Source organism: Streptomyces sp. GC420, from assembly GCF_009916105.1.
In the GTDB taxonomy this organism is placed as follows: domain Bacteria; phylum Actinomycetota; class Actinomycetes; order Streptomycetales; family Streptomycetaceae; genus Streptomyces.
Window position 1 is genome coordinate 1 of record NZ_JAAAXQ010000040.1, and the last position, 12,255, is coordinate 12,255.

Here is a 12,255-nt window from a genome sequence, read left to right on the forward strand (position 1 = left end):
GGCGGCCGGGCGGGAGGGCGGCCGGGCAGGGGCGGCCCGGCCAGGTTCAGTGCTCCGCGGCGAGCCGGATGATGCCGCGCATCTGCTCGATGATGTCCAGCCGGTTCCGCACGTACTCGGGATCCGTGACGGTGCCCGTGGCGGGGTCGGTGTTGTCCGCGCCGAACCGCAGGACCGGGGTGTGGACGTGCCCGCCCGGGAGCGAGGCCAGGCCGAGGCGGTCGCGCAGCAGGGTCGCGCGGTAGGCGATCTCGTTGGAGAGGTAGTTCCCGCCGCCGCCACTGCGCGCCGTGGAGCCCGGGGTGGGCCCGTGCGGCCGGTTCACCGGAACCGTGGCCCCCGCGGGGATCTCCGTGACGGCCGTGTTGTCGTAGACCGGGAACGGACCGGTCGCCCCCGCGACGATCGCGTCGTACGGCAGGGTCGTCGTCGTCCACTGCGGCTGCGAGGCGGGGTCGGCGACCGGCACGGTCCCGGTGCTGGAGAGATTCTCGTTGTCGGGGAATCCGCCCCGCCAGGCGCCGTTGTGGCGCTCTATGTCGATGCGTCCGACCCGCCCCTGGCTGACGGTGGCGAAGAGGTCCACGCCCGCCAGGTGCGGGCGCAGCGTCCGCTCCACGGTCCCGTCCGCGAAGTCGGCCCAGCGGACCGGGAAGACGGCCGTCTCTATGCGGGCGGGGCCGTCAGCGGTGCGTATCAGCGTGCCGTCGAGGGCCAGCGCCGTCGCCCCGGAGGGATTGCCGATGCGGATGTCACGGTCCAGCGTGAAGGGATCGAAACCGGTCACCAGGATCCGCTTCACGCCCTTGTGGCGGGGCGGGTACGCGATCGAGTCCTGGCCGCGCGAGGCGCGCTCGAGCCGGTCGAGCAGGGCCGCGCGGCGCTCCCCGGAGAGCGAGAAGGAGGGCTGCCACTGCCGCAGTCCCCGCGTCATCCCGAGCCGCGCCCAGTACAGCGGCCTGTCGTCGGCCGCGCCGAGACCGTCCCCGACCGGTCCCCGGCCCTGCGCCCCGGCCACCGCCCTCTCCCACAGCCGCCGTCCGTGCCAGGACACGGCCCGTTCCGCCTCGCGGTACGAGTCCGCCCGGCACAGCGCCCGTACGAAGCCCGGTGCCACCGAGTCGAAGCCGCTGCGCCGCAGTATTTCGCGCGGCACCTCCCGGGAGAGGCGCTGTTCCTCGACGGTGGGCGCCACCGGGGAGCCCGCACAGCCCTGCGGGCCCGGGGTGGCGAGCGCGGGCGCCGCGGGCAGTGCGGCACACAGCGACAACGAGAGGACGACAACAGAAGACAGCCTTGCGCGCAGCGTTCGCACCCGCGTTCCCTCCGTACGGCGGACAACGTCAACGCGCAAGTATCGGTGTGCAGTTGGCGTCGCGAACAGAGGGACTGGGGCCCTCGGCGGGCTCCTTGGGGCGCGGTCCCCTCCCATCACCTCTGCAACGGCCCGGGCGCACGAGCCGGCCGTCGGCCCCCGCAGGGGCGTTGGGATCGGCCTTGACGGCCTTGACGGCCTTGACGGCCTTGACGGCCGGGACCGGTGCCGGGCACGGGCAGCGCCGCGAGCGCCCCGGCGACGCGTCCCTCACCCCTCGTCCGTGTGTGCGGGGCGGCGGGTCCAGGGGCAGGAGAATGCGACGGGCCCGCGGTCAGGAGGGTGCCTTCTCCGCGGTGACGTTGCGGTACGCGATCTCCGCGAGCCGCTCCTGGCCGTCCCTGCTGGGATGGAACCAGTCCCACGGGCTGAGCTGCTTCTGCCCGAACTCGTACTCGAAGACCGCACCCCCGTCGTAGCGGCAGCGCAGGTCCTCGGCGCAGACCTCCTCCAGCACCTCGTTGTACGCCACCACACGGTCCCTTACGGTCTGCCGGCGCTCCACGTCGGAGGCGGCCACGGACTCCGGGTCGGCCAGCATCGACGAGCAGATGCCCAGCTTCCACACCTGGCGGCCCACGGGATTGCCGCTCCCCTCGCTCCACAGCCGCTTCAGGTCCGGCACGCTCGCCACGTACACGAAGGTCTTGGGCGAGGCGGCGCGCAGCCGTTTCATGGCCGACTCGAAACTCGCCCGGAAGTCCGCGACCGGGGTCATCCCCGTCACCTCGTCGCTGCACGCGTCATTGGCGCCGACCATGACCGTCAGCAGGTCGGGCCGCTTCGCCGCCGCCAGCCCGACCTGCCGGGGCAGGTCCGCCACGTGGGCGCCCGACCTGGCGTGGTTCCAGCTGCGCGTGGCGGTTCCCCCGGGGCCCAGGAGCCGGTGGGCGAGGCTTCTGACCCCGGCGTCGGTGCCGGTGGCCCAGGACACCGCGGGGCAGTCCGTCAGCACCCCGCAGGCGTCGAACCCGCGGGTGATGGAGTCGCCGACCGCGGCCACCGAGGAGGGGCTGCGGTCCCACAGCCGGGTCGGGGACGGCTTCGGCAGCGCGCCGGCCCTTTCCGCCCTGGGAACGGGCTCGTTGCCGCCCGTGGCGTCACAGCCGGCGACCAGGGCGGCGAGCGCGGTGACGGACACGAGCGGCCGTGCGAACGAATGACGTGATCGGCGGTGGTCGAGCCGCATCCCGTGGGTCCTCCCGGTGTGCGGGTGCGCTCGTGGCGCCCTCGCGAGTGAAAGCTTCGTGTACTCGTCCCCGGGACCGACGGTACGTCATACCCGCGCGCCCGCAGCGCGGTAGCGTTTTCCCGTGGCTGCCGGGATGCCGTGGTGCGCGTGACGCTCTCCGCGGTTCCGGGCGGTCCGTCGTTCCCGCGTCTCTCGTCAACGGCCGCGGTCCGGTGCGTTAAATTACATCGCGTCACATACTGTCCCTTTTCAGGAGAATTGCTCCCGATGATGTTTACTGTTCGTAACCTCGGGAGCTGGTACCGAAGTGGCCATGGGGGCAGAATGTCGGATGCTGTCACGGCCGTGATCGTTACGGGTACGAGGCCGCTGGGGAAGGCGAACCTCGTCCCACACTGGAGGTCCAGGTGACGACACGTGGAGTTCTGTACGTGCACTCCGCACCGCGCGCGCTCTGCCCGCACGTCGAATGGGCGGTGGGCGGCGTGCTCGGTGTCCGCGTCAGCCTCGACTGGATCAAGCAGCCCGCTTCGCCCGGCACCTGGAGATCCGAGTTCTCCTGGCAGGGGTCGGTGGGCACGGCCTCCAAACTGGCCTCCGCGCTGCGCGGCTGGCACCTGCTGCGCTTCGAGGTGACCGCCGAGCCCTGCGCCAAAGCCGAGGGCGAGCGCTACAGCTCCACCCCCGACCTCGGCATCTTCCACGCCGTGACCGGCATCCACGGCGACATCCTGATCCCCGAGGACCGGCTGCGGGCCGCCCTGGCCCGAGCACAGCGCGGCGAGACGGAGCTGGAAGCGGAGATCGCCAAGCTCCTCGGCAAGCCCTGGGACGACGAACTGGAGCCGTTCCGGTACGCCGGCGAGGGCGCGCCCGTGCGCTGGCTGCACCAGGTGGTGTAACGCTTGTCGGTATGACCGACACCACCTCAGTCGCCGTACTGGGCACGGGCATCATGGGCGCCGCCATGGCCCGCAACCTCACCCGCGCCGGCCTCGACGTCCGCGTCTGGAACCGCACCCGGGCCAAGGCCGCTCCCCTCGCGGCGGACGGCGCGCGGGTCGCCGGCACGCCCGCGGAGGCCGTGGACGGCGCCGACGTCGTCCTCACCGTCCTGTACGACGGTGCCGCGACCTTCGCGGTGATGCGGGAGGCGGCACCCGGGCTGCGCCCCGGCGCGGTGTGGCTCCAGTCGACGACCGCGGGGCTCGACGCCCTCGCCGCGATGAACGACTTCGCCGGCACCCACAGGCTGCTCTTCGTCGACGCGCCCGTGCTCGGCACCAGGGCACCTGCCGAGGCCGGGCAGCTCACCGTGCTGGCCGCCGGCCCGCCCGCGGCCCGGCCCGTCCTCGCCCCCGTGCTGGAAGCAGTGGGCCGGCTCACCGTGTGGACCGGCGAGGACGGTGGGGAGGGTGCGGCCACCCGCCTCAAACTGGTCTGCAACAGCTGGGTCCTGGCCCTCACCAACGCCACCGCCGAGGCTCTCTCCCTCGCCTCGGGACTCGGCGTCGACCCCCAGGCGTTCCTCGACGCCGTCGAGGGCGGCCCGCTCGACTGCGGCTACCTCCGCGCCAAGTCCGCGGCCATTCTCTCCGGCGACTACACCCCCAGCTTCGCCGTCTCCACGGCCGTCAAGGACGCCCGCCTCATCGTGGAGGCGGGCGAACGGGCCGGCGTACGCCTGGACGTCGCCGCGGCGGGCGCCCGACGCCTCGCCCGCGCCGAGGAACTCGGCCACGGCGACAAGGACATGGCCGCCTCCTACCTCGCCTCCTGAACCGCGGTCCGGTGCGCCCGTCGCCCTCGGTGCCGCCGCGCCCGCGCGGCCGTGCGTCGCCGCGGGCTCCGTGTCCGGCCGGCGGGCGTGCAGCGGTCCTGGCCCGCGCCCGGGTGCCGGGCAGCGGGCCGGTCCTGCGGCCGTGGTGCCGAGCCCTCTCGACATCCCGGCCCGGCCCCGGAACGCCGTGCGTCAGGGCCTCGGTGACGGCCGTGCCGTACGTCTCCGCGCAGGAGGCGAGGACCAGCAGGCCGGCGGCGGCGCAGCTCGCGTCGGTTTCCGTCGGCGCGAGCCGGTCACCGGGTCCGGCGGCGTCGACGCCCGGGAGGCCGGTCGACGCGGACGGGCGGCACACGCCGGGCTCACGGCAGCGACGGTGCGGTGGGGTGGCGTGGCGCGGCCGTACTCGCCTCCGTACGGGCTCGTCCCGCCCCGCCGGGGGTTCACCCCCCGGGCCGATGTCCGGACGGCCCCTGGCGGGGCCTGTGGGCCCCGGGAACGGCAGGTGCCCGGCGCCGGCGGGGAGCCGGGGCCGGGCACCTGGACGGAACGTCAGACCGTGCGGAAGGCGAGCACCACGTTGTGGCCGCCGAAACCGAAGGAGTTGTTGATCGCGGCGATCGTGCCCTCCGGCAGCGGACGGGCCTCACCGCGGACGATGTCGGCGTCGATCTCCTCGTCGAGCTCGTCGACGTTGATGGTCGGTGGGGCGAGGCGGTGATGGAGAGCCAGGACCGTCGCGACGGTCTCGATACCGCCCGCGCCGCCCAGCAGGTGACCCGTCATCGACTTGGTGGCCGACACGGCGACATGGTCGAGGTCGTCGCCCAGCACCTTGCGCAGGGCCTTGACCTCGGCGACGTCACCCTGCGGGGTGGACGTCGCGTGCGCGTTGAGGTGCACGACCTCGGAGGGCTTGAGGTCGCTGGACTCCAGCAGGTTCGTCAGCGCGGCGGCGATGCCCCGGCCGGACGGCTCGGGCTGCGCGATGTGGTGGCTGTCGGCGGACAGGCCCTGGCCCAGCGCCTCGCAGTACACCCGTGCGCCGCGTGCGGCCGCGTGCTCGGCGGACTCCAGGACGATGACGCCGGCGCCCTCACCGAGGACGAAGCCGTCCCGGCCCTTGTCGTAGGGACGCGAGGCCTTCTCCGGCTCCTCGTTGTTCTTGGACATCGCCATCATGTTGGCGAACGCGGCGATCGGCAGCGGGTGGATCGCCGCCTCGGTGCCGCCGGTCACGACCACGTCGGCGCGGCCGTTGCGGATCATCTCGATGGCGTACCCGATCGCCTCGGCGCCGGAGGCGCACGCGGAGACCAGGGAGTGCACGCCCGCCTGGGCGTTGAACTCGAGACCGACGTTGGCGGAGGGGCTGTTGGGCATCAGCATCGGGACGGTGTGCGGGGAGACGCGCCGGGCGCCTTTCTCCTTGAGCACGTCGTGCTGGTCGAGCAGGGTCGTCACGCCGCCGATGCCGGAGGCGACGACCACGCCGAGCCGCACGGGGTCGACGGCCGAGCCCTCGGCCGCCGGGCCCTCGAAGCCGGCGTCGGCCCAGGCCTCACGGGCCGCGATCAGCGCGAACTGCGCCGAACGGTCCAGCTTGCGGGCCTGCGGACGGGGCAGGACCTCGCCCGGCTCGACCGCGACACGTGCGGCGATGCGTACGGGCAGGTCGGCGGCCCACTCCTCGGTGAGAGTGCGGACGCCGGAGCGCCCCGCGATCAGACCTTCCCAGGTCGATGCGGAGTCGCCACCCAGCGGTGTGGTTGCGCCGATACCGGTGACGACCACGGTGCGATTGGTCGGGCTCACAGGAATTCTTTCTCCACTGGTAGGGGGGAATCCACGGCGCCACCGCCGGGTGGCGTCACGTGCAGCAGGGTGAGGATCAGCCCTGGTGCTTGGCGATGTAGTCGACGGCGTCGCCGACCGTCTTGAGGTTCTTGACGTCCTCGTCGGGGATCTTCACGTCGAAGCGCTCTTCGGCGGCGACGACGACCTCGACCATGGACAGCGAGTCGACGTCCAGGTCATCGGTGAAGGACTTGTCCAGCTGGACGTCCTCGGTGGGGATGCCGGCGATCTCGTTGACGATCTCCGCGAGACCCTCGACGATCTCTTCCTGAGTGGCGGCCATGGTGGCGCTCCTTCGGTGTTAACGGTGCTCGGTCCAGAGGTTCCGGACCTGCTCAATTGGTGACTAGGGGAGGGTAACGACCGTGGCGGCGTAGACGAGACCCGCCCCGAATCCAATGACGAGCGCGGTGTCGCCGCTCTTCGCCCGGCCGGTCGCCATGAGCCGTTCCATGGCGAGCGGAATCGACGCGGCCGAGGTGTTTCCGGTGGTCTCGATGTCCCGGGCAACCGTCACGCTCTCCGGCAGCTTCAGGGTCTTCACCATCGAGTCGATGATCCGCATGTTGGCCTGGTGTGGGATGAAAACGTCCAGGTCGGCGGCGGTGATACCGGCCGCGTCCAGCGCCTGCTGGGCAACCTTCGCCATCTCGAAGACGGCCCAGCGGAACACCGCCTGGCCCTCCTGCGTGATGGCGGGGAACTTCACCTCACCGTTCGAGTCGAGCGGCAGCTGCGAGACGTCCCCGACGCGGAAACGGTCCCACGGCACGGTCTGCTTGATCGTCTCCGACTTGTCGCCCTCGGAACCCCACACGGTGGGGCCGATGCCCGGCTCCTCGGCCGGGCCGACCACGACGGCGCCCGCGCCGTCGCCGAACAGGAAGGCCGTGGCGCGGTCCTCCAGATCGGTGAGGTCGCTCAGCCGCTCCACGCCGATCACCAGGACGTACTCCGCCGAGCCCTCGACGATCATGCCCTTGGCCAGGGTGAGTCCGTAGCCGAAGCCCGCGCATCCCGCGGAGATGTCGAAGGCTGCGGCCTTCTGCGTGCCGAGCTTGTCGGCGATCTCGGTGGCCACCGCCGGGGTCTGCTTGAAGTGCGAGACCGTCGAGACGACGACCGCGCCGATCTGCTCGGGAGCGATGCCCGCGTCGGCGATGGCCTTGCCGGACGCCTCGACCGACATCGCGGCCACGGTCTCCTCGGGGGAGGCCCAGTGGCGCGTGCTGATGCCGGAGCGGGAGCGGATCCACTCGTCGGACGAGTCGATCCGCTCGAGGATCACCTCGTTGGGCACCACCCGCGTCGGGCGGTAGCCGCCGACACCGTAGATGCGCGCGTACGGGGCGCCCTTGCTGGGCCTGATCTTCGCCATGCTCGGGCTCCTCAGACGGTCTTCTGGTCGGCGTGCTCCGCGATCAGCTCGCGGGCAGCGTCGAGGTTTTCCGGGGTCTTGAGCGCCAGCGTCTTCACGCCCGGGAGCGCGCGCTTGGCCAGGCCCACCAGTGTGCCGCCGGGGGACACCTCCAGGAGCGCCGTGACACCCAGCTCCTTGAATGTTTCCATGCAGCGGTCCCAGCGCACGGGTCCCGCGACCTGCGCGGCGAGGCGGCGCACGATCTCCTTGCCCTCGGTCACGACCTGCCCGTCCCTGTTGGAGACGTAGCGGGTGACCGGGTCGGACACGTCGAGGGCGGGCGCCATCTCCTCGAGCACGGAGACGGCGGGCGCCATGTGGTGGGTGTGGAACGCGCCGGCCACCTTGAGCGGGATGACACGGGCCTTCTCGGGCCGGTCCTCGGCGAGCGCGGCCAGCTGCTCCGCCGTGCCGGCGGCCACGATCTGGCCGGCGCCGTTGATGTTGGCCGGGGTCAGGCCGAGCTTCTCCAGGTGCGCGACGACGGCGTCCTGCTCGCCGCCGAGCACGGCGGACATGCCGGTCTCGGTGACCGCGGCCGCCTCCGCCATGGCCAGGCCGCGCCTGCGGACGAGGTCCATGGCGGTCCGGGCGTCGAGGACGCCGGTCCAGGCGGCGGCGGTGATCTCACCGACGCTGTGGCCTGCCGCGGCGCCCACCTGGCCGACCAGGTCCTGCGGGCCGGCGAACAGCTGCCCCGCGGAGACCAGTCCGGCGGCCACCAGCAGCGGCTGGGCCACGGCGGTGTCGCGGATCTCCTCCGCGTCGGCCTTCGTGCCGTAGTGCACCAGGTCGAGCCCGATGACGGCGGACCACTCACGGAGCTGGTCCTCGACACCGGGGAGGTCGAGCCAGGGAGTCAGGAAGCCGGGCGTCTGAGCGCCTTGGCCGGGAGCGACGAGTACGAGCACTCTCACACTCTCTCTTGTCGACGGTCCAGGACGCCCGTGAGGACAGGGACGAAGAACCGTTGAGGGAATTGTTGGTGTCCGACAAAAGCTTAGAGCTGGAGATCTCCGTCGACCAGACGCCCCAGAATCAGTGCGATACGGAGGGTGAACGCGGAGCGCACATCGGACGGTGACCACCCGGTGACATCCGTCACACGTCGGAGCCGGTAGCGCACGGTGTTGGGGTGCACGAACAGCATGCGCGCGGCGCCCTCGAGACTGCTCGCCTGCTCCAGATACACGCTGAGCGTCTCCAGGAGCGCCGAGCCCGCCTCTTCGAGCGGTCTGTAGATCTCCTCCACCAACTGCTCGCGCGCTGACGGGTCTCCGGCGATGGCGCGCTCCGGCAGCAGATCATCCGCCAGAACGGGCCGCGGCGCGTCCTGCCACGCCGAACACGCCTTGAGTCCGGCCGCCGCGGCCGCGGCGGAACGGGTCGCCGCCAGCAGGTCGGGAACGACGGGTCCGGCCACGACCGGGCCGGCTGCGAACGGACCGATCAGCGCCTTCGCCACATTGATCGGACTGTCGGAGCCGCCCGCGACGACGACCAGCCGGTCGCCCAGCACTCCGGTCAGGACCTGCAGCTTCGCGTGCCGCGAGGCCCGCCTGATCGCCTCCACTGTCAGCTCGCTGTCCCCGTCGGGCGCCGTGCCCAGAACGACGCACACATGCTCAGGCGAGTTCCAGCCGAGCGCTGCCGCCCGGGACAGAACGCCCTCGTCCGCCTCGCCCGACAGCACCGCGTTGACGACCAGTGACTCGAGCCTGGCGTCCCAGGCGCCGCGCGCCTCCGCCGCCTGGGCGTACACCTGTGCCGTGGCGAACGCGATCTCCCGGGCGTAGACCAGCAGTGCCTCGCGCAGTGTCGATTCGTCGCCCGGGGCCGCGACCTCCTCGATCGCCGTCTCCATGACCTCGATCGTCGTGCGGACCATCTCGACGGTCTGGCGCAGTGTGATGGCCCTGGTCAGTTCGCGGGGCGCGGTGCCGAAGACGTCCGTGGAGATGGCCTGCGGGGTCTCGGGGTGCCGGAACCACTCGGTGAAGGCGGCGATACCGGCCTGGGCCACCAGACCGATCCAGGACCGGTTCTCCGGGGGCATCGCCCGGTACCACGGCAGGGTCTCGTCCATGCGGGCGATCGCGTTCGCGGCGAGGCGGCCGGATGACTTCTCCAGCCGTCGCAGTGTCGCGGCGTGGGGGTGGGCGTCGTTCACGGGTTCAGGCACGGGACAAGAGTGCCTTATCGGGACGGTGCCGCGGAGTGCGGGGCTAACGTTGTCCCATGGTGCACATGCGAGGCGGGACGTCGTGATCGAGATACGCAGGGCGCGCGACCGGTTCCGCGGCGGAAGCGGCACGGACGGGATCACCTCCCTGCACGCGTTCTCCTTCGGGCAGCACTACGACCCGGACAACCTGCGCTTCGGACCCGTCATGGCCTGCAACGAGGAACGGGTGGAACCGGGTGCCGGCTTCGCCGAGCACCCGCACAGCCACACGGAGATCGTCACCTGGGTCGTCGAGGGCGAGCTGACCCACCGCGACTCGACGGGGCACCTCGGCGTCGTACGGGCCGGGGACGTGCAGCACCTCAGTGCCGCGGGAGGGGTCAGGCACAGCGAACGCAACGAGGGCGCCGTACCGCTCACCTTCGTGCAGATGTGGCTCTCGCCACTCGCGCCGGGCGGCGAACCCTCGTACACGCTCGTCCCAGGCATCGCCGACTCCACGCCGTACGACGTACCGGGGGCCGGTGCGACCCTGCACATCCGCCGGCTCGCGGGCGGGGAGCGCAACGCGCTGCCCGGCGCGCCGATGCTCTACCTGCACCTGGTGCGGGGTGAACTCGCCCTGGCGGGGCAGTTGCTGGCGCCCGGGGACTCGGTGCGCGCCACGGGAGAGAAGGGGCTGGAGGTCTCGGCGTCCTCGGGGCCGGCGGAGTTCCTGGTGTGGGAGCTGCCGGCGGGCTGAGTCCGCGCGGGGCGGGGCGCGGGCACGGGGGCACCGGGCACCGGTGCTCCGCGGAGGGCCCGCCACCGTGCAGGGCCGCGGGGGCACCCACCGGGTCCGTCCCCACCGGCCGGGCCCTGGGCCGTCGCCCGTGCCGTCAGGCGGAGCCGCCGCACAGCTCGGCGAGGACCGCGTCGGTGAAGGGCGGCCAGGCCTCGACGGCCCAGGGGCCGAAGGCCCGGTCCGTCAGCGCCACGCACGCGGCTGCGGCATCGGGGTCGATCCACAGGAACGTGCCGGACTGGCCGAAGTGCCCGAAGGTGCGCGGCGAGGACGAGGCACCCGTCCAGTGCGGGGACTTGGAGTCCCTGATCTCGAAGCCGAGCCCCCAGTCGTTGGGCTTCTGGTGCCCGTAGCCCGGCAGTATCCCGGACAGGCCCGGGTGGACGACGCTCATCGCCTCCAGCACCGTCCGCGGATCCAGCAGCCGGGGCGCCTGCACCTCCGCGCCGAAGCGCAGCAGGTCGCGGACGGTCGAGACGCCGTCCTTGGCGGGGGAGCCGTCCAGCGTGGTGGCGCTCATGCCGAGCGGTTCCAGGACCGCCTGGCGCACGTACTCGGCGAACGGAATGTCGGTGGCCTTCGCGACATGGTCGCCGAGCACCTCGAAGCCCGCGTTGGAATACAGCCGGCGGGTGCCGGGCGGCGCCGTCACGCGGTGCTCGTCGAAGGCGAGACCCGAGGTGTGCGCGAGCAGATGACGCACGGTCGAGCCCTCGGGCCCGGCCGGCTCGTCGAGTTCGATGGCGCCTTCCTCGTACGCGACGAGCACGGCGTACGCCGCGAGCGGCTTGGTGACCGAGGCGAGCGGGAAACGGCGGTCCGCCGGGCCGTGGGTGCCGGCGACCGTTCCGTCCGCCCGGACGACACCCGCCGCCGCGGTGGGCACCGGCCAGTTCTCGATCAAGCGCAGGCTCTGCATGCGCCCGAGTCTAAGCGGGGCCGGCGTGAGCGCGGTCCGGTGGCCTCCCGCAGCGGTGCGGGCTCTGACGGCGTGCGGCGTGCGGCGTGCGGCTGCGCCGCGCGGCCGCGGCCGGCCACGACGGACGCGGAGGACACCGGTACTTCCGGCGGAGCCCTCAGGCGCTTCCGGCCGGGCGCTCAGGCACTTCCGGCGGGCCGCTCAGGCCCGGGCCGTCGCCGGGCTTCCCACGGGGTCGAGGTGCAGGCGCATGGAGGGGTCGGGCTTGCGTACGAAGCCGAGGGAGGCGTACAGCGGCTCCGCCTCGGCGGAGGCGTTGAGGTCGACGGTCGGCACACCGCGCTCCCGGAACCAGCCGAGCAACGCCTCCACGCAGGCGCGTGCGTGACCGCGCCGGCGCCGGCCGGGGTCGGTGGCCACGCTGAAGACATGGCCGACCCGGCCGTGCGGATTGCCGGAGCGGCCGATGCGGTACTCGATGGTCCCGGCCGCGAGGGCGGCCAGCCCGCCCGGGCGCGCCGGGTGGTCGACGACGAAGGCGGCGAAGTCCCCCGCCGGGTCGGCGAGCCGGGCGCGGACCGTGGGCAGGGACTCGGCGTGCCAGCCGTCGGAGGCGCCGGCCGGGCCCGTGCTCCCCTCGGTGTCCCTCGTTCCCGGGCCCCAGAGCGAGTCGATCATCACCTGGCGCAGCCGGAGGAGTTCCTCGGCGTCCTCGGGGGTGGCGCGGCGTGCGGTGTCCATGG

Annotated in this window: 12 protein-coding genes; 3 read left to right on the forward strand and 9 right to left on the reverse strand. The window is 72.6% G+C overall.

Going from position 1 to position 12,255, the window contains the following annotated elements:
- Positions 1 to 46: 46 nt before the first annotated feature.
- Complete coding sequence (locus GUY61_RS07895; RefSeq protein ID WP_208105702.1) at positions 47 to 1,306, reverse strand: pyroglutamyl peptidase; 1,260 nt, start codon at positions 1,304 to 1,306, stop codon at positions 47 to 49.
- Between the two features lie 343 nt (positions 1,307 to 1,649).
- Complete coding sequence (locus GUY61_RS07900) at positions 1,650 to 2,564, reverse strand: GDSL-type esterase/lipase family protein (RefSeq protein ID WP_166629348.1); 915 nt, start codon at positions 2,562 to 2,564, stop codon at positions 1,650 to 1,652.
- 410 nt (positions 2,565 to 2,974) lie between these two features.
- Between GUY61_RS07900 and GUY61_RS07905 the strand changes: the two genes are divergently transcribed.
- A complete protein-coding gene (locus GUY61_RS07905; RefSeq protein ID WP_166629349.1) occupies positions 2,975 to 3,469 on the forward strand; it encodes a DUF3145 domain-containing protein in 495 nt (164 codons plus the stop codon).
- Between the two features lie 11 nt (positions 3,470 to 3,480).
- Positions 3,481 to 4,347, forward strand: a complete 867-nt coding sequence (locus GUY61_RS07910) for an NAD(P)-dependent oxidoreductase (protein WP_166629350.1) — start codon at positions 3,481 to 3,483, stop codon at positions 4,345 to 4,347.
- 552 nt (positions 4,348 to 4,899) lie between these two features.
- On the opposite strand, the gene fabF is transcribed toward GUY61_RS07910, so the two are convergent.
- The 5 genes from fabF to GUY61_RS07935 form a co-directional block, all read right to left on the reverse strand.
- The gene (gene fabF / locus GUY61_RS07915) at positions 4,900 to 6,162 is read right to left on the reverse strand and encodes a beta-ketoacyl-ACP synthase II (protein ID WP_166629351.1); all 1,263 of its coding nucleotides are present in this window, start codon (positions 6,160 to 6,162) and stop codon (positions 4,900 to 4,902) included.
- A 76-nt stretch (positions 6,163 to 6,238) separates the two neighbouring features.
- Positions 6,239 to 6,487: an acyl carrier protein gene (locus tag GUY61_RS07920; RefSeq protein ID WP_166629352.1), complete on the reverse strand. Its 249-nt coding sequence runs from the start codon at positions 6,485 to 6,487 to the stop codon at positions 6,239 to 6,241.
- Positions 6,488 to 6,550: 63 nt separating this feature from the next.
- On the reverse strand, positions 6,551 to 7,582 hold the full coding sequence (locus tag GUY61_RS07925) for a ketoacyl-ACP synthase III (RefSeq protein ID WP_166629353.1): 1,032 nt from the start codon (positions 7,580 to 7,582) through the stop codon (positions 6,551 to 6,553).
- An 11-nt stretch (positions 7,583 to 7,593) separates the two neighbouring features.
- Entirely contained in the window at positions 7,594 to 8,535 is a 942-nt protein-coding gene (locus GUY61_RS07930; RefSeq protein WP_313896564.1) for an ACP S-malonyltransferase, read from the reverse strand.
- Between the two features lie 89 nt (positions 8,536 to 8,624).
- Positions 8,625 to 9,806 carry a helix-turn-helix domain-containing protein gene (locus GUY61_RS07935; RefSeq protein WP_166629355.1) on the reverse strand — a complete coding sequence of 394 codons (1,182 nt, stop codon included), beginning with the start codon at positions 9,804 to 9,806 and terminating at the stop codon, positions 8,625 to 8,627.
- Positions 9,807 to 9,888: 82 nt separating this feature from the next.
- On the opposite strand from GUY61_RS07935, the gene GUY61_RS07940 reads away from it, so the two are divergent.
- Positions 9,889 to 10,551, forward strand: a complete 663-nt coding sequence (locus GUY61_RS07940) for a pirin family protein (protein ID WP_166629356.1) — start codon at positions 9,889 to 9,891, stop codon at positions 10,549 to 10,551.
- A gap of 136 nt (positions 10,552 to 10,687) precedes the next feature.
- On the opposite strand, the gene GUY61_RS07945 is transcribed toward GUY61_RS07940, so the two are convergent.
- Positions 10,688 to 11,512: a serine hydrolase gene (locus GUY61_RS07945; protein WP_166629357.1), complete on the reverse strand. Its 825-nt coding sequence runs from the start codon at positions 11,510 to 11,512 to the stop codon at positions 10,688 to 10,690.
- A 201-nt stretch (positions 11,513 to 11,713) separates the two neighbouring features.
- Positions 11,714 to 12,253 carry a GNAT family N-acetyltransferase gene (locus GUY61_RS07950; RefSeq protein WP_166629358.1) on the reverse strand — a complete coding sequence of 180 codons (540 nt, stop codon included), beginning with the start codon at positions 12,251 to 12,253 and terminating at the stop codon, positions 11,714 to 11,716.
- Positions 12,254 to 12,255: the final 2 nt, after the last annotated feature.